This is a genomic window from Methylosinus sp. RM1 (genome assembly GCF_011378635.1).
In the GTDB taxonomy this organism is placed as follows: domain Bacteria; phylum Pseudomonadota; class Alphaproteobacteria; order Rhizobiales; family Beijerinckiaceae; genus Methylosinus; species Methylosinus sporium.
The window spans coordinates 16611-32149 of sequence record NZ_WOVC01000007.1 but is presented as its reverse complement, the minus strand read 5'-3'; the positions used below and the strand labels follow the sequence as shown (position 1 = coordinate 32149).

Below are 15539 nucleotides of genomic sequence, written 5' to 3'. Positions count from 1 at the left end.
CCCGCAATTTAGCGTTGAAATAATAATTTTATTTCGCTGCGGATTGTGGACATGACGACATATACGCTCTCCTTCGCCAATCTGGCTGTTCCGGGGACCGGCTCCAACGCCGGCAATACCGACACTGTTTCCGGTCAATTCACGATCGACTTCACAAACAATAAGCTATTGGCGTCGTCGCTGACGATCGACGGCGTGGACGCTCTGAGCGCTGTCGGCGGCAGCGGCGGGAACATCGGCACTTTCAGCGACAATGAAGACGGCGCCTACAATGTCGGCATGACGAACCTTGGTTCCGACTATAATTTCGTCATGTATTTCACGGGCCAGAACCCCACCGCCCTCGGCCGCATCATCTACCAGTCGGCCAATGGCCGCAGTTTCGACACCGGAACGACCTCCAGCAATTATTACGCTCCGAACAATGACTTGCCGGCCGCTTCTGCGGTCGCCTGCTTTTGCTCCGGCACGCATATCCTCACGACGCGCGGCAATATCCCTGTCGAGGCGCTCGTCGTCGGCGATCTCGTCGTCACCGCATCCGGCGCGACCAAGCCCATCCGCTGGCTCCGCCATCGCGAGATCGACTGCCGGAACGCTTCCGCCAAGATTCGCCCTGTGCGCATTTCCGCCTACGCCCTCGGCCCTGACCGGCCGGCGCGAGACCTCCTCGTCTCCCCCGACCACGCGCTCTGCTTCGATATTCTGGGCGACGCGCTCGTCCCGGCCGGCGCTCTCGTCAATGGCGCGACGATCACCCAGCCCGAGAGGGACCGCGTCTCCTACTGGCATGTGGAGCTCGAGGGGCACGACATTCTCCTCGCGGAGAACCAGCCGGCCGAAAGCTATATCGACACGGGCAACCGCGCTTTCTTCGTCGAGAGCGACGTCGTGTCGTTCGACGCAGAGGCCGTCGCACGCGCCCATGCCGGCTTCTGCCGCCCGTTCCACGCCAGCGGCCCCCTCGTCGAGGCGCTGCGGGCGCAGCTCCGCGCGCGCGCGGAAGCGCTCGGCTGGACGCTGGACGAGACGCCGGCGCTCGACCTGCATCTCCTCGTCGACGGCGTGCGGATCGAGCCGATCGTGCGCGGCCCGGCCTGCCGCTTCCAGATTCCGGCGGGAGCGCGGGAGGCTCGCCTCTCCTCCTCCATCGCGCGGCCGGTGGACGTGGGCCAGAGCGACGCCCGCGAGCTCGGCGTCTGCGTCTCCAGCCTGACGCTCTGCGACGGCTTCGGCGCGGATCGACAGATCGATCTCTCCGATCCGCGGCTCGATCACTGCGGCTTTCATGCGCTCGAGGAGGGAGCCCGGCGCTGGACGTCGGCGCAGACGATCCTGCCGGCCGAATATCTGAGGGATTGTCCCGACGGGACCTTCCTCCGCGTGGAACTGTGCGGTCCGCCCGTGGCGCGATGGATCGCCCCGGCGAGCCGAGAAACGCTCCCGCGTCAGCCGTTCACGATCGCGATGGCGAAGCCGTCCCAGCCTTTGGAGCCGACCGTCTGAATGGCGGTCGCCGTCACCCGAGGCTCGGCGGCGATCGCCTCGAATAAAGCGCGCGCGCCGGCGGCGTGGGCGTCCGTCCCCGCTAGCACCGAGCCCTCCCTCACCACATTATCGACAATGATGAGGCTCCCCGGCCGCGCGAGCATCAGCGCCCAGGCGAAGTAATTGGCGTTATTGGGCTTGTCGGCGTCGATGAAGGCGAGGTCGAAGGGACCGGCCGCCTCCGCCGCGAGCTTGGGCAGAGTGTCCAGCGCCGCGCCGACGCGAATCTCGACACGGCTCGCGAGACCGGCGCGGGCGAGATTGGCGGCTGCGACATCGGCGTGCTTCTGCTCGAGCTCCAACGTGACCAGCCGGCCGCCCTCGGGCAGAGCGCGCGCCAGCCATATGGTGCTATAGCCGCCGAGCGCGCCCACCTCGAGAATCCGCTTCGCCCCAATGGAGCGCGCCAGCAGATGCAGCAGCTTGCCCTGCGGCGGCGAGACGTCGATCGCCGGCAGGCCGGCCGCCGCGTTGGCGGCGAGGGCCGCATCGAGATCGGCGTCGGCGCCGATCAGCCGATCGGCGATATAGGCGTCGACCTCGCCCCAGGCGCTCGAAGCTTCCGATGACATGGGCCCACTCCTCTCGCGCGCCGACCAGTGCGAGAGGCTCGGCGATCAGACGCCGAGCTTCTTCTGCAGATTGGTCGAGGACGTCGTGTATTGGAACAGCAGCTTCTTGTCCGGGAAGATGTAGCGATGCGCCTTCTGCGCGGCCAGCGCCGCCTCGTGGAAGCCGCACAGAATGAGCTTCAGCTTGCCCGGATAGGTGTTGATGTCGCCGATGGCGAAAATGCCGGGGTGATTGGTCTCGAACTTCTCCGTGTCCACGGGAACGAGATTCTCGTGCAGGTTGAGTCCCCAATCCGCCACCGGGCCGAGCTTCATCGTCAGGCCGAAGAAGGGCATCATGCGATGCGCCGACACCACCGTGTCGACATTGTCATTGCCGCGGATCGTCACCGAGGAGAGTTCGCCGTCCACGCCCTCGATCGCCGTGACCTGGCCGAGACGGAAGTCGACCCGCTTGGCGGCGATATGCTCCTGCAGCGCATTGACCGAATGCGGCGCGGCGCGGAACTGGTCGCGGCGATGGACGAGCGTCAGGCTCTTGGCGATGGGCTGCAGATTGAGCGTCCAGTCCAGCGCCGAATCGCCGCCGCCGACGATGACGACGTCGCGGTCGCGGAAATCCTCCATGCGGCGCACCGCATAGAAGACGGATTTGTTCTCATAAGCCTCTATGCCGGCGATCGGCGGCTTTTTCGGCTGGAAGGAGCCGCCGCCCGCCGCGACGAAGACCACCTTCGCCTTGAACTTCGTTCCGGCGTCGGTCGTCACCTCGAAAGAGGGCTGCTCGGGCGTGCCGGTGGGCGTCAGCGTCTCGACCATCTCATTGAAATGGAAGGTCGGATTGAAGGGCTTGATCTGCTCCAGCAGATTGTCGGTGAGGCCCTGGCCGGTGACGAGCGGATGGCCGGGAATGTCGTAGATCGGCTTCTCCGGATAGAGCTCGGAGCATTGGCCGCCGGCGCGCGGCAGAATATCGATGACATGAGCCCGAATATCGAGAAGGCCCAATTCGAAAACCGCGAACAGACCGGCCGGGCCGGCCCCGACGATCAGCGCGTCGGTCTCGATTGTCTCACTCATTGTCCATCCTTCGCCGCGTTCGAAACGAAATTTCGCGAGGGCGGGGCGACTCGCGTCGGACCGAAATGCGCCGAGCGCGCTTCGATCGACCATGGCCGCCGCCGTCGAAACGGGCCGGCCGGCGCGGCCAGCCCCGGTCGAAACCCGATCCCTTCACGGCCATGGTCTATAGCATCCGCGCCGTCATGCAAATGTCTTCGGGACATCGAAACGGACGCGAAAAAAAACGCCGCGCGGGGCGGCGTTTTGTCCGTCGAATATCGGCGGCTTCGGAGCCCTCAGCCCTGCTGGGAGGGCGTCGTCACCACGAGGCCGTCGAGCTCCGGCCGCACAGTGATCTGGCAGCTGAGGCGCGAATTGGGCTTCACGTCGAAGGCGAAGTCGAGCATGTCCTCTTCCATCTGCGAGGGCTTGCCGACCTTCTCGACCCAAGCCTCGTCGACATAGACATGGCAGGTGGCGCAGGCGCAGGCGCCGCCGCATTCGGCCGGAATCTCGGGGATATCGTTGCGGCGCGCCGTCTCCATGACCGTGGAGCCCGTCTCGCCCTCGACCGTGCGGGCCTGACCGTGCGAATCGACGAAAGTGATCTTCGCCTTGGTCGGAGCGCCGCCGCCGGGCTCGGCGCCATAGCGGTTCGCTTGGTCGTAGAGGCTGGTCTTCACCATGGTGCTCTGTCTCTTCCGTTGACGTGTCGGCGCGCCTGCCGCTGGCGCAAAATTCGGCGGGCCGCCGAAGTCCCTCGCCCGAAGCTTCGGCCCGACGCTCGTCCTATCGCGCGATCAGTTATCATCGGCCGGGCGGACGCGCTAGTCTTTCCTCGAGCCTGCGACGGCGTCATGTCGCGGGCGCCTGCTCAGACTTGCGCCGCGGTCCAACGCACGATCTGGCCGACGGTCGCGGTCAGCGCCTCGTCCAGCGCCTGCGTCGCCGCCGCGCCGGTGGAATGGGGCGCCGGCGCGCGGCTCGAGAAGACGCGTCCCTGCCCCACCGGCGCGCCACGCGAATCGAGCATTCTGGCGGCGATCTCGACCACCGCTTCGGAGGTCGTCACATCGATCTCGAAGCGGCGAATCTCGGTCGAGAGCACATGGTCCGCGATCATTCCGGCGCGCACGACGGAGCCGGCGCGGCGGCCGATGTCGAAGCCGGCGATGAGCCGCGCCTGCACGAGCCGCGGCAGCCGGTCCACCCATTGCGCCTCGGCGAGATTGGCGACCTCGTTCGGCCCGGTGCGCACGACGATGCGGTCGGAGTCGATGGGTTGCACGGCCTGCGGCTCGGCGACGGCGAGCGTGCCGCGCAAGGGCCGCGCCAGCGCGCGCCCTGCCTCGCCGGGGCCGCCGAGATCGAAGCTCTCGCGCTGCGGCGCGCCGCCGCAAGCCGCGAGCGCCAGAGCGGCGAGCAGAATGAGGGAGAGCGACGCTCTCGACGGCGTCATGGACCGATCCTTCCCGCTGATCGCGCGCGACGCCGCGGCGCTTTCCCTGGTATCTTTTTCGACGCGTTCCAACGCCGAACCGGCGTCCACTTCAGCTGGAACGCTGTAGTGATTCCAAGCTTACTCGAACGTCGCCGGCCATCAAAGCCGCGCGAGAACGGCTGAACGAAGCTTTCCTCATCCTGAGGAGCCGGCGAAGCCGGCGTCTCGAAGGACGAGGAAAGCGTCACGCGCCGCCTTCTGGAGCTCGCCCTCGTGCTTCGAGACGGCTCCTGCGGAGCCTCCTCGGCATGAGGGCGAGGATCGCGGCGTCTCACGCGAGCGGCCCGGTCACTTGCCGCGATATTCGGGCAGAGACGGGCTCGCGCCGAAGATCACCTGTTGCGGATTCTTCTCCAGCGAGCGCACGGCGCGCTCCACCGTCTCCAGCGTCTTGCGGGCGTCGACGGCGAGCTGCTCATATTGCTTCAAGCCGCCCCCGGAAAAGCTCCGCAGATTGGCCGAGGCGCCGGCGATGTCGGTCGCGATGCTGTTCAGCTTCTTGGGATCGATCGCCGCGAGAAGCTTGTCGATGCGCGCCGGCAGCGGCTTCATCGAAGCGCTGATCTGCGACATGTCGTGAATGAAAGAATCGATCCCGCCCGAATTATCGGCCAGCGCCTTGGTGAATTTCTCGGTGTTCCGCAGCGTGTCCGAAATGGTCTGCGAATTATCGTCGAGCAATTTGCCCACTTTCTCGAGAACGTCTGTGGCGGTCGACGACAGCTTCTGCACATTCTCGAGAATATTCTGAAACTCGGAGCGCTCGCCCTCTATGATCGGATAGGCGTCGCCCTGCTTGGCGCGCAGCTCCTCCGCGCCCGGCGTGCCGCCGGTGAGCGAGACATAGCCGACGCCGGTGAAGCCGGTCTGCTCGAGGCGCGCGCGCGTGTTGGTCTTGACCGGCGTCTTGCGGTCTATGCTGATGAGCACGTCCACCCGGCTCGGGTCCTGATCGGAGATGGCGAGCTGCGTCACCTCGCCGACTTTCAGGCCGTTGAAGCGCACGTCATTGCCGCGCAGCAGCCCGCTGACCGAGCCGGAGAAATGCACCTCGAATGTCTTGTATTGCGCTGTCTGGCTCGCCCCGGAGAACCAGAAGACGAAGCCGAAGGCCGCGAACACCACGGCGAGGGCGAAAGCGCCGATGAGGGCGAAATTGGCGCGGGTTTCCATGGGCTCTACTCTCGTCCTCGCATATCGTTCGGTTTGCGCGCGCCGGCGAGGCGCGCGCCCCGCACGCCATGGAAATAGGCCTGCAGCCAGGGATGCTCGCAAGCGAGCATTTCCTCCATCGTCCCCGTGGCGATCACCTTGCCCTCGGCGAGGGCGGCGATGCGGTCGCAGATGGAATAGAGGCTGTCGAGATCATGCGTGACCATGAAGACGGTCAATCCGAGCGTGTGTTGCAGCGTCGCGATCAGCTCGTCGAATTCCGCCGCGCCGATAGGATCGAGGCCGGAGGTCGGCTCGTCGAGGAAGACGAGCTCCGGGTCGAGCGCGAGCGCGCGGGCGAGCGCCGCGCGCTTGATCATGCCGCCCGATAATTCAGCCGGAAATTTGTCCGCCGCGCTCGCGGGCAGGCCGACCAGCTCGAGCTTCAGCATCGCCAGCTCGTCCATCAGCCGCGCCGAAATATGCCGGGCCTCGCGCATCGGCATTTGAATATTCTGCCGCACGGTGAGACTGGAAAACAGCGCGCCATTCTGAAACAGCACGCCCCAACGCCGCTCGACGCGCCGGCGCTCGGCCGAAGAGAGCCTGTCGCGATCCTGCCCGAACAGCTCGATGAGGCCGGAGCGCTTCTCGACGAGGCCGAGAATCGTGCGCATCAGCACCGATTTGCCTTGCCCGGAGCCGCCGACGAAGCCCAGCACCTCGCCGCGATAGACATCGAGATCGAGGCCGCGCATCACCAGCGTCTGCCCGAAGGCGACGACGAGATCGCGCACGCGAATGACCGTCTCGCGCGCCGCGCTCGGCTGTGGCTTTTCGATCGTCTGCGAGGCGAGATCTGTCATTGCGCTAATATTTGATCGCGGCGAAGAAGATGGCGAAGAAGCCGTCGACGACGATGACCATGAAGATCGCCTTCACCACGGAAGCCGTGACATGCCGACCGAGCGATTCGGCCGAGCCCCGGGTCGCCATTCCCTCCATGGCGGCGACGAGGCCGATGATGAGCGCCATGAAAGGGGCCTTGATGAGGCCGACGAAGAATGTGTTGCGGCCGATCGCCGCCTGCAGCAGCGAGAGATAGCCAGCCGGGCTGATGCCCTCATAGACCCAGCAGACGAGAAGCCCGCCGAACAGCGCCGACATATCGGCGACGAAGGTGAGCAGCGGCAGCGACAGAACCAGCGCCAATATGCGCGGCGTCACCAGCACCTCGATCGGCGAGAGGCCCATGACGCGCAGCGCGTCGACCTCCTCGCGCATCTTCATCGAGCCGAGCTCCGCGGTGATGGCCGAGCCCGAGCGGCCGGCGATCATGATGGAGGTGAGCAGCACGCCGAGCTCGCGCAGCACGAGAATTCCGATGAGATCGACGGCATAAGAGCCGGCGCCGAAGCGGCGTAGCTGGAAAATGCCCTGCTGCGCCACGATCGCGCCGACGAGAAGATTGATCAGCGCGATGATCGGCAGGCTGCGAAAGCCGAAGCTCTCCATATGATAGACGAGCGAGGTGAGGCGGAAGCGTCCCGCCGCCAGGAGAGCCGCGCCCGCGGCGGCGACGAACTCGCCGAGAAAGCCGATTCCATTATAGGCGTCCCGCGCCGCTGAGACGACGGAGCCGCCGAGATCGGCGAGGATATCGATGACGAGCAGGCGACGGCAGCGCGACGGCGCCTCGAAGGGACGAAACTTCGTCTCCCGCAGCAAGATGACATGCTCCGGCCGCGCGCCCTCCAGCGAGACGGAGACCCCGGCATGGGCGAGCTCGTCCATGGCGCGGCCGATGATCCAGGCGCCGGCGGTGTCCAGCCGGACGATTTGCGCGAGATCGACAATGGCGCGAGCGGAGCCGCGGGCGGCGGCGGCCATGCCGGCGGCGTCCTTCTCCAGGGCGGCCGAATCGGCGAGCACCCATTCGCCGCCGAGCGCGAAACGCGCGGTCTCGCCCTCTCGTCGCGACGAGAGGCGGGCCGTATGGTCGAGGTCAGTGGCCATGCCTATTTTCGGCCCTATGGGCCGGCGGCTCCCTTTCTCCGCGCCCCGCAGCGTCTTAACTTCCGCCGCAGCCAGAGTCGAGCGCGAGCCTGGCCGCGGCGCCCGCAGGCATTACTGTTTCAACTGGAAAAATCGCTATGGGCGTCCAACTGACCATTTCCGTCGAGCGCTTTCCCATCGCGGGGCGATTCGTCATCTCGCGCGGCGCCAAGACCGAGGCCGTCGTGGTCGCAGCGCGGCTCGCCGACGACGACGCCATCGGCCGCGGCGAATGCGTGCCCTACGCCCGCTATGGCGAGAGCGTGGAGAGCGTCGTCGATCAGCTGGAGAGCGTGCGCGATCTCCTCGAGGCCGGCGCCGATCGCAACGCGCTCGCCGCTCTGCTGCCGCCCGGCGCGGCCCGCAACGCCGCCGATTGCGCGCTCTGGGATTTGGAGGCCAAGCGCACCGGCGTTTCCGCCTATCGGCTCGCCGGGCTCGAGCGAATGGAGCCGCTCGTCACCGCCTATACGATCTCGGTCGGAACGCCGGAGGAAATGCGCGAGGCTGCGGCCAAGGCCGCGCATCGCCCGCTGCTGAAGGTGAAGCTCGCCGGCGATGGCGACGCCGAGCGCATTGCGGCGGTGCGCGCCGGCGCGAGCGATTCGGCGCTGATCGTGGACGCCAACGAGGCGTGGCGCGAAGAAAATTTCGTCGCCAATAGTGAAGCTTGCGCAAAGGCGGGGGTAAAGCTGATCGAGCAGCCGCTGCCGGCGGGCGCCGATGAAGCGCTCACGCGCCTCCCCCGCCCCGTGCCGATCTGCGCCGATGAGAGCGTGCACGACCGCATCGGCCTCGCCGCTCTCGTCGGGCGCTATGACGCCGTGAACATAAAGCTGGACAAGACCGGCGGCCTCACCGAGGCGCTGGCGCTCGCCGCCGAGGCGCGGCGGCTCGGCTTCTCGATCATGGCCGGCTGCATGGTCGGCACCTCGCTGGCCATGGCCCCGGCGCTGATCGTCGCGCAGGGGGCGGAGTTCGTCGATCTCGACGGGCCGCTGCTGCTGGCGAAGGACCGCGAGCCGGGGCTGCGGTATGAGGGGTCTCTGGTGTATCCTCCCGAACCGGAACTTTGGGGATGAATCGATGGACTTTCATATTTTCAGAGGCCCTGGGCGCGTTTTCGGCGTCACAAGCGACGCCGACGGCTCCAATCTGCCCGAGCGCTTCGCTCCTTGGAGCGCTGTCAAAACGGTCCCGCTGACCCGCGGCGCGCCGACCCCTGGTCTGAACGTCGATGAATGTCTCGACGACATAGAGCGATATGGATTTCACATCACCGATGCGCATGTCCGCATCACCGAGACGGTGATCTAGCTCACGCCACCTTCGGCGCGAGTCGAGCAATGGAAACGCTCGCCCGCGCCCGCGCCCGCGCGAGATCATAGGCGATCTGCATCCGCATCCAGGCGTCGGCCGATCCGCCGAAAGCCTGCTCGAGCCGCAGCGCCATTTCCGGCGTGAGCCCGTGATGACCGTTGATCAGTCGATAGAGCTGCTGCCGCGTCACGCCGAGCCCCTTCGCCGCCTCGGCGACGCTCAGGCCCAGCGCCTCGATATTGTCTCGGATGAGCCCACCGGGATGGGCAGGATTTTTCATCATCGCCCGCGCCTTCATCAGTGATAGTCGATGAAATCGACATCTTCGGCTGCGCCGTCCCGGAAACGGAAGACGATCCGCCAGTTCGCCCGCACCGTCCCCGCCCAAAAACCTTTCAGCTCTCCTTTGAAAGTGTGGAGACGGAAGGTCGGCTGATCCATGTCCTCCGCCCGATCCGCGGCGTCCAGAAAGGACAGAATGCGACGAATGCGCTCGATCAAATCGGGTGGCAATCTGCTCCCGTCGTCACTTTCGAACAACCGCCGCAATCCCTTGTGCCGAAAGCTCGCGATCATGACGATTTGTAACTTGTAACGCGACAGGTGTCAAACTCGAGCAGGCCGCACCTTCGACCCGATCCTCGAAACATGCTATTGGAAACCGCCTCCGCCCGAGGCGAGCCCCCACCCTTCGAAAAAACCCGAGGCCATCCCCATGCCCACCAAGGCCTATGCGGTCCAATCCGCCACGGCGCCTTTTGCGCCCTTCTCCATCGAGCGCCGCGCGCCGGGACCGAAGGATGTCGCGATCGACATTCTCTTTTGCGGCGTCTGCCATTCCGATCTGCACACCGCGCGCAGCGAATGGCCGGGCACGCGCTACCCTTGCGTGCCGGGCCATGAGATCGTCGGCCGCGTGACCGCCGTCGGCGCGGAGGCAACACGGTTCAAAGTGGGAGACATCGCCGCCGTCGGCTGCATGGTCGACAGCTGCCGCCGCTGCTTCTCCTGCGACGACGGGCTCGAGCAATATTGCGAGCATGGCTTTGTCGCCACCTACAATGGCGCGCTCGACGGCTCCGGCGAGAACACTTACGGCGGCTATTCGTCGGCCATCGTCGTCGATGAGCATTTCGTGCTCGCCATTCGCCATGACGAGGCGCAGCTCGCCGCTGTGGCGCCGCTACTTTGCGCCGGAATCACCACCTGGTCGCCGCTGAAACATTGGGGCGCCGGGCCGGGCAAGAAAGTGGGCGTCGTCGGCATTGGCGGGCTCGGCCATATGGGCGTCAAGCTCGCCCATGCGCTGGGCGCGCATGTCGTCGCCTTCACCACCTCGCCGTCAAAGCGCGAGGCCGCTCTCGCGCTCGGCGCCGATGAGGTCGTCGTCTCCAAGGATGCGGAGGCCATGGCGGCGCGCGCGGGCAGCCTCGATTTCATCCTCGACACGGTCGCCGTCTCTCACGATCTCGACGCCTATGTGAATCTGCTGAAGCGCGACGGCGTGCTGACTCTGGTGGGCGTGCCGGAGACGCCGCATCCCTCGCCATCGGCGGGCGGGCTGATCTTCAAGCGGCGGCAGATCGCCGGCTCGCTGATCGGTGGCATAAAGGAAACGCAGGAAATGCTCGATTTCTGCGCCGAGAAGGGCATTGTCGCCGATATTGAGACGATCGCCATGCAGGAGATCGAGACCGCCTATGCGCGCATGGTGAAGAGCGATGTGAAATATCGCTTCGTCATCGACATGGCGTCGCTGAAAGCCGCGTGAGCGCAGGCTCGCATCGGCACGAGGGCTCGCCTGCTCAACGAAAATCGAGCAGCGAGCCCTTGTCGATCTTGAACAGATTGGCGTCCGGCGCGCTGCTGCGGTCGATATTGAACAGCGACACCAAGGTCTCATAGCCCTGCGGGTCGGAGACCTGCCACTGCTTCAAGTCGAAGGTCTTGGAATCGAAGATCAGCTTGATTTTCGAAGTGCCGCCGAAGGTCGCCTTGTCCTCGATGGAGATGGAGGCGCCCGCGTCGTCGATCACGACATCGACGAGCTTCACGTCCTTTTGCAGATCGACTTTTTCGTTGAGCAGGAATTTGAGCGGCGTCTGATTGATGAAATAGAGATCCTGCGTGTTGAGCTTGCGATCGCGCACGGCGACCTGCACGCCGTCGGAGACGACCTCCATCGTGGCCGGCTGCGCATATTCGAAGCGCATGCGCCCGACCTTATGCACATAGAGCTTGCCCTCGGCCCTGCGGCCGTCGCCGCCGATCTGCACGAAATCGGCGATCATGACGGGAGAGGAATTGAGCGAAGCCTCGGCGCGCTTGATCGCCTCGTCACGGGTGAGCGGGACCGGCGGCTGGGCCGCGACCGCGACGGCGGCCGCCGCTCCGCCCACGGCGGCGGCGCCTACGGCCGCTTTGGCGGGGTCCGGAACCGCAGGCGCGGCGGCCGCGGCCGGCGGCTTGGCGGCGGGCGAGACGGCTTTCGGATCGGCCGGCTTGACCTGCGCAGTTTTGGGGTCGGCGGGCTTCGGCTTCGCTTTGGCGTCGGCGGCCGGCTTGCCCTTGGCCGCCGGCTTTCCCGCCTGAGCCTTGGCGGCCGGCGCCGGATGCGGCTTTTTCTTCGGCTCCACGGACTGAGCGCCGGAGGCGGCGAGAAGGGCGAGAACCAGCGCGGCGGCGAGAGGCGATTTCACGGGAATTGGTGCTCCGGACGATTTCGGCGCGGCTGATCGGGAGCCGTCCGCCGTCCTCACTAGGACGGCGATATGGCTAATGTTGGATCATATTCGACGAGAACGATTGCGTCGCCCTGACGTCTGGCGACATCCCGGCCGAGGGCGGTTCATGACCGAATTAGACGGTCAGTCGGCGAGATCGGAAGGAAGGATGGTTCTCTCGTCGACGATCGCCCGAGCGATCTGCGCCTTGGTGAGATTGCGTGCGCCCGTGAGATCCGCTCCCTTCAGAACGGTTCCGTCCAAAATCGCGTCCTTCATATTCGCGCCACGGAAAATTGCATTGGCGCAATCGGCCCGGCTCAGATCGGCGCCCTCCAAATTGGCGTTGCTGAGGTCCGTTCGGCGAATGAACGCGCCGGCGAGGTCGATTTTAAATTGGCCCTTTCCGTATCTGGCCGCCTGCGTCATGTCTCGCGTCCTCCCCGATCCCGCACCAGTCGGATGATCTCGCGGACATCCGCCGGGGGCTCGGCGTCTCCATAATCTACCCGGTTCTCCTTCAAATATATAGTCAGCAACTGAAGGACGGGGCCGGAGAGGTCGATGAAATCCCGGCAAATCTGCTCGAGAGTGAAAATCGCGCCGAGCCGAACCTCGAGCTTCTCGTCCTGCAATTGACCCACGGCTCTGTTGAAGAGTTCAGCGACATGATCGCGGCGCGTCAACTCGGTCTGACGCATTTGAGCTTCGGCCTGCCGGTTAGCGACCGTCACTCGGTTCCAGCCCAGATAGACGCCAATGGCTCCCCCGACGAGCAACCCCAGATTGCGGATGATCTCGGATAACGTCAGCCACCACTGCATCGAGGTCTCCAGCCGGGGACGGCCGCTCACGCCGCGTCTATATCGAACGCCCCGCGGTCTATCCCGCCGCCCACCAGAATCTCGCGCTTGCCGGCGTGATTGGCCTGGCCCACCACGCCCTCGCGCTCCATCTGCTCCACCAGCGACGCGGCTTTGTTGTAGCCGATCGACAAACGCCGCTGAATATAGCTCGTCGAGCATTTGCGGTCGCGCAGCACGATCGCCACGGCGCGGTCGTAGAGATCGGCGCCTTCTTCCGCATCCATGGAGCCGGGCGCGGCGCTCTCCGCGGCCTCCTCGGAGGGCTCGTCCTCCGTGGTGATAGCGTCGAGATATTGCGGCTGGCCTTGCGTCTTCAAGTGCGCGACGATCTTCTCGACCTCATTGTCCGAGACGAAAGGCCCGTGCACGCGCGAGATGCGGCCGCCGCCGGCCATATAGAGCATGTCGCCCTGACCCAAGAGCTGCTCGGCGCCCTGCTCGCCCAAAATCGTGCGGCTGTCGATTTTCGACGTCACCTGGAAGGAGATGCGCGTCGGGAAATTGGCCTTGATCGTGCCGGTGATGACATCCACCGAGGGACGCTGCGTCGCCATGATGAGATGAATGCCCGCGGCGCGCGCCATTTGCGCGAGGCGCTGAATCGCGCCTTCGATATCCTTGCCGGCGACGAGCATCAGATCCGCCATCTCATCGACGATGACGACGATGAAGGGCAGCGGATGCAGCTCCATCTCCTCGCGCTCGAAAATCGCCTCGCCGGTCTCACGATCGAAGCCGGTCTGCACCGTGCGGGTGATGATCTCGCCCTTGGCCTGGGCCTCGACGACGCGCTGATTGAAGCCTTCGATATTGCGCACGCCGAGCTTGGACATTTTCTTGTAGCGGTCCTCCATCTCGCGCACCGCCCATTTGAGGGCCACCACCGCCTTTTTGGGATCGGTGACGACGGGCGTCAGCAGATGGGGAATGTTGTCGTAGACCGAAAGCTCCAGCATTTTCGGATCGACCATGATGAGGCGGCACTCTTCCGGCTTCATCCGGTAGAGCAGCGACAGGATCATGGTGTTGATAGCGACCGATTTGCCGGAGCCGGTGGTGCCGGCGACGAGAAGATGCGGCATGCGCGCGAGATCGACGATGACCGGCTCGCCGCCGATCGTCTTGCCGAGCGCGATGGCGAGACGATGCTTGGTCTTCTCGAAATCCTCGCAGGCGAGCAATTCGCGCAGGAAGACGGTCTCGCGGCGATGGTTGGGCAGCTCTATGCCGATGGCGTTGCGGCCGGAGACCACGGCGACGCGCGCCGAGACCGCCGACATGGAGCGCGCGATATCGTCGGCGAGGCCTATCACGCGAGACGATTTGATCCCCGGCGCGGGCTCCAGCTCATAGAGCGTGACCACTGGGCCGGGACGCACATTGATGATCTCGCCCTTGACGCCGAAATCCTCGAGCACGCCTTCCAGCAGGCGCGCGTTCTGCTCCAGCGCATCCTGCGAGATTTTGGCGGCCGCGGCCTGCTTCTTGGGCTCGCTCAGCAGCAGCAGCGGCGGCAGCTCGTAGCGATGCTGCTCATTGCGGCTCTCGAACAGAGTGGGCTGGCGCTCGCGCATCACGCGCTTGCCCTGCTTCAGCGGACCGACGGGCTCCATCACGCGGGCGGAGGCCGGCGGCGGCTCGTCGTAATCCTCCTCGCGCGGCGCAGCGGCGGCCGAGGCGGCGCGCGCGGGCGCCGGCGGCGGGACGAAGGAGAAAGCGTCGAAGACCGGCTCGCGGCGGGCCGAGAGCAAAGGCGGCCCGGACGGCTCCTCGATCTCGACCGGCTTACTACGGCGCGCCAGCAGCGCGGCGAAACGACGCGTGACCAGCGTCTTTATCGTGAGGCCGGCGTGAATGAGCGCGCCCAGCGAGACGATGGCGACGCCGGGCTCGTCATCCTCCTCTTCGTCGATTCGATGGTCGGCGGGCTCGTCCTCGGCATGGGCGGATGCGGCGGCCTCGAAGCCGAAGCCGGCGGCGCCGGTGAGGGCGAGAATGGCGGTTCCGGCGCCGACCAGCGCCACCAGCGCCATGGCCGCCGCCGATTCGCCGAAGAAGCGGCGCGGCAACGCCAGCACGGCGTCGCCGAGCACGCCGCCGAGCCCGGTGGGCAGCGGCCAACGATCGGTGACGGGCAGGAGCGAGACCACCGCCGCCGCCGCGAGCGCGCCGATGATCCACAAGCCGAAGCGCAGCAGCGGCCGATGCAGCGCGCGCTGGGTGACGAGCCGCAGGCCCTGCGCGGCGATCGGCAATATCGCCGCGATCGCCGCGAGGCCGAGCAGCTGCATCAATATATCGGCGGCGACCGCGCCGCCGGAGCCGAGCAGATTGCGCACCCGCCCGGCGGTCGCATGATTGAAGGAGGGATCGCGCGCCGACCAGGAGACCAGCGCCAGAGCCGCCGCGACAGAGGCCGCTATCAGCGCCGCGCCGGCGAGCTCCGCGGCTCGGCGCGCCGTGAATTCGCGCACCGGCTCGGAAACGTGACGGAATGCGTTGCTGCGCATCATGACGAATGAGCCCACTCGCGACGATCGAAAAAACAGCGAAGCGCCCTCAGGGGCTCATCGGCTGACGTGACGGCCGAGGGTAGGCAGGCGGGGTTAAGGGGCGATTAACCCTGACGCCTCCCGCGCTGCGGCGCGCCATTCGCGCGACAGGCTCGCGCAAGGCGCGAGGCTAGACTGCGTGAGTGGCGCGCCCCGATTCGCCGAGGAGCGCCCTCGCATTCTCGAGG

Annotated in this window: 17 protein-coding genes; 4 read left to right on the top strand and 13 right to left on the bottom strand. The window is 65.9% G+C overall.

The window, feature by feature from the left end:
* Window positions 1–51 precede the first annotated feature (51 nt).
* On the top strand, window positions 52–1506 hold the full coding sequence (locus FMZ75_RS06455) for a Hint domain-containing protein (RefSeq protein ID WP_166141764.1): 1455 nt from the start codon (window positions 52–54) through the stop codon (window positions 1504–1506).
* Here FMZ75_RS06455 and FMZ75_RS06450 read toward each other — a convergent pair.
* From FMZ75_RS06450 to FMZ75_RS06420, 7 genes are all read right to left on the bottom strand, one after another.
* Window positions 1449–2120: an O-methyltransferase gene (locus FMZ75_RS06450; RefSeq protein WP_166141763.1), complete on the bottom strand. Its 672-nt coding sequence runs from the start codon at window positions 2118–2120 to the stop codon at window positions 1449–1451. The genes FMZ75_RS06455 and FMZ75_RS06450 overlap by 58 nt on opposite strands.
* Window positions 2121–2165: 45 nt before the next feature.
* Window positions 2166–3200 (bottom strand): NAD(P)/FAD-dependent oxidoreductase, encoded by a 1035-nt coding sequence (locus tag FMZ75_RS06445; protein ID WP_166141762.1) that lies wholly within the window; start codon window positions 3198–3200, stop codon window positions 2166–2168.
* Between the two features lie 278 nt (window positions 3201–3478).
* Window positions 3479–3868: a 2Fe-2S iron-sulfur cluster-binding protein gene (locus FMZ75_RS06440; protein WP_207783319.1), complete on the bottom strand. Its 390-nt coding sequence runs from the start codon at window positions 3866–3868 to the stop codon at window positions 3479–3481.
* A gap of 188 nt (window positions 3869–4056) precedes the next feature.
* Window positions 4057–4641, bottom strand: coding sequence for an ABC-type transport auxiliary lipoprotein family protein (locus FMZ75_RS06435; RefSeq protein ID WP_024879017.1), 585 nt, complete (start codon window positions 4639–4641; stop codon window positions 4057–4059).
* Window positions 4642–4971: 330 nt separating this feature from the next.
* Window positions 4972–5856 (bottom strand): MlaD family protein, encoded by an 885-nt coding sequence (locus FMZ75_RS06430; protein WP_142861745.1) that lies wholly within the window; start codon window positions 5854–5856, stop codon window positions 4972–4974.
* 5 nt (window positions 5857–5861) lie between these two features.
* Complete coding sequence (locus tag FMZ75_RS06425; RefSeq protein ID WP_108916651.1) at window positions 5862–6701, bottom strand: ABC transporter ATP-binding protein; 840 nt, start codon at window positions 6699–6701, stop codon at window positions 5862–5864.
* A 4-nt stretch (window positions 6702–6705) separates the two neighbouring features.
* Window positions 6706–7851, bottom strand: coding sequence for an ABC transporter permease (locus tag FMZ75_RS06420; RefSeq protein ID WP_166141761.1), 1146 nt, complete (start codon window positions 7849–7851; stop codon window positions 6706–6708).
* A 137-nt stretch (window positions 7852–7988) separates the two neighbouring features.
* Between FMZ75_RS06420 and dgcA the strand changes: the two genes are divergently transcribed.
* Window positions 7989–8972 carry an N-acetyl-D-Glu racemase DgcA gene (gene dgcA, locus FMZ75_RS06415; protein ID WP_166141760.1) on the top strand — a complete coding sequence of 328 codons (984 nt, stop codon included), beginning with the start codon at window positions 7989–7991 and terminating at the stop codon, window positions 8970–8972.
* Window positions 8973–8976: 4 nt separating this feature from the next.
* Window positions 8977–9207: a hypothetical protein gene (locus FMZ75_RS06410; protein WP_166141759.1), complete on the top strand. Its 231-nt coding sequence runs from the start codon at window positions 8977–8979 to the stop codon at window positions 9205–9207.
* 1 nt (window position 9208) lies between these two features.
* On the opposite strand, the gene FMZ75_RS06405 is transcribed toward FMZ75_RS06410, so the two are convergent.
* Window positions 9209–9493 carry a HigA family addiction module antitoxin gene (locus FMZ75_RS06405; protein WP_142861740.1) on the bottom strand — a complete coding sequence of 95 codons (285 nt, stop codon included), beginning with the start codon at window positions 9491–9493 and terminating at the stop codon, window positions 9209–9211.
* A 14-nt stretch (window positions 9494–9507) separates the two neighbouring features.
* Window positions 9508–9786, bottom strand: coding sequence for a type II toxin-antitoxin system RelE/ParE family toxin (locus FMZ75_RS06400; protein WP_166141758.1), 279 nt, complete (start codon window positions 9784–9786; stop codon window positions 9508–9510).
* A gap of 139 nt (window positions 9787–9925) precedes the next feature.
* Between FMZ75_RS06400 and FMZ75_RS06395 the strand changes: the two genes are divergently transcribed.
* Window positions 9926–10981 (top strand): NAD(P)-dependent alcohol dehydrogenase, encoded by a 1056-nt coding sequence (locus FMZ75_RS06395; protein ID WP_166141757.1) that lies wholly within the window; start codon window positions 9926–9928, stop codon window positions 10979–10981.
* 34 nt (window positions 10982–11015) lie between these two features.
* Here the strand turns inward: FMZ75_RS06395 and FMZ75_RS06390 are convergent, their stop codons facing one another.
* The 4 genes from FMZ75_RS06390 to FMZ75_RS06375 form a co-directional block, all read right to left on the bottom strand.
* On the bottom strand, window positions 11016–11909 hold the full coding sequence (locus tag FMZ75_RS06390; RefSeq protein WP_166141756.1) for an outer-membrane lipoprotein carrier protein LolA: 894 nt from the start codon (window positions 11907–11909) through the stop codon (window positions 11016–11018).
* 168 nt (window positions 11910–12077) lie between these two features.
* Window positions 12078–12362 carry a pentapeptide repeat-containing protein gene (locus FMZ75_RS06385; protein WP_142861736.1) on the bottom strand — a complete coding sequence of 95 codons (285 nt, stop codon included), beginning with the start codon at window positions 12360–12362 and terminating at the stop codon, window positions 12078–12080.
* Window positions 12359–12757: a hypothetical protein gene (locus FMZ75_RS06380; RefSeq protein ID WP_246659713.1), complete on the bottom strand. Its 399-nt coding sequence runs from the start codon at window positions 12755–12757 to the stop codon at window positions 12359–12361. Before FMZ75_RS06380 ends, FMZ75_RS06385 begins: the two co-directional genes overlap by 4 nt.
* Before the next feature lie 26 nt (window positions 12758–12783).
* Window positions 12784–15312 (bottom strand): DNA translocase FtsK 4TM domain-containing protein, encoded by a 2529-nt coding sequence (locus FMZ75_RS06375; RefSeq protein WP_370464677.1) that lies wholly within the window; start codon window positions 15310–15312, stop codon window positions 12784–12786.
* Window positions 15313–15539 lie beyond the last annotated feature (227 nt).

Excerpts from the sequence above, each read along its gene's own strand:
- FMZ75_RS06455 (WP_166141764.1), top strand. The coding sequence starts at position 52 with ATGACGACATATACGCTCTCCTTCGCCAATCTGGCTGTTCCGGGGACC.
- FMZ75_RS06450 (WP_166141763.1), bottom strand. The coding sequence starts at position 2,120 with ATGTCATCGGAAGCTTCGAGCGCCTGGGGCGAGGTCGACGCCTATATC.
- FMZ75_RS06445 (WP_166141762.1), bottom strand. The coding sequence starts at position 3,200 with ATGAGTGAGACAATCGAGACCGACGCGCTGATCGTCGGGGCCGGCCCG.
- FMZ75_RS06440 (WP_207783319.1), bottom strand. The coding sequence starts at position 3,868 with ATGGTGAAGACCAGCCTCTACGACCAAGCGAACCGCTATGGCGCCGAG.
- FMZ75_RS06435 (WP_024879017.1), bottom strand. The coding sequence starts at position 4,641 with ATGACGCCGTCGAGAGCGTCGCTCTCCCTCATTCTGCTCGCCGCTCTG.
- FMZ75_RS06430 (WP_142861745.1), bottom strand. The coding sequence starts at position 5,856 with ATGGAAACCCGCGCCAATTTCGCCCTCATCGGCGCTTTCGCCCTCGCC.
- FMZ75_RS06425 (WP_108916651.1), bottom strand. The coding sequence starts at position 6,701 with ATGACAGATCTCGCCTCGCAGACGATCGAAAAGCCACAGCCGAGCGCG.
- FMZ75_RS06420 (WP_166141761.1), bottom strand. The coding sequence starts at position 7,851 with ATGGCCACTGACCTCGACCATACGGCCCGCCTCTCGTCGCGACGAGAG.
- dgcA (WP_166141760.1), top strand. The coding sequence starts at position 7,989 with ATGGGCGTCCAACTGACCATTTCCGTCGAGCGCTTTCCCATCGCGGGG.
- FMZ75_RS06410 (WP_166141759.1), top strand. The coding sequence starts at position 8,977 with ATGGACTTTCATATTTTCAGAGGCCCTGGGCGCGTTTTCGGCGTCACA.
- FMZ75_RS06405 (WP_142861740.1), bottom strand. The coding sequence starts at position 9,493 with ATGATGAAAAATCCTGCCCATCCCGGTGGGCTCATCCGAGACAATATC.
- FMZ75_RS06400 (WP_166141758.1), bottom strand. The coding sequence starts at position 9,786 with ATGATCGCGAGCTTTCGGCACAAGGGATTGCGGCGGTTGTTCGAAAGT.
- FMZ75_RS06395 (WP_166141757.1), top strand. The coding sequence starts at position 9,926 with ATGCCCACCAAGGCCTATGCGGTCCAATCCGCCACGGCGCCTTTTGCG.
- FMZ75_RS06385 (WP_142861736.1), bottom strand. The coding sequence starts at position 12,362 with ATGACGCAGGCGGCCAGATACGGAAAGGGCCAATTTAAAATCGACCTC.
- FMZ75_RS06380 (WP_246659713.1), bottom strand. The coding sequence starts at position 12,757 with ATGCAGTGGTGGCTGACGTTATCCGAGATCATCCGCAATCTGGGGTTG.
- FMZ75_RS06375 (WP_370464677.1), bottom strand. The coding sequence starts at position 15,312 with ATGATGCGCAGCAACGCATTCCGTCACGTTTCCGAGCCGGTGCGCGAA.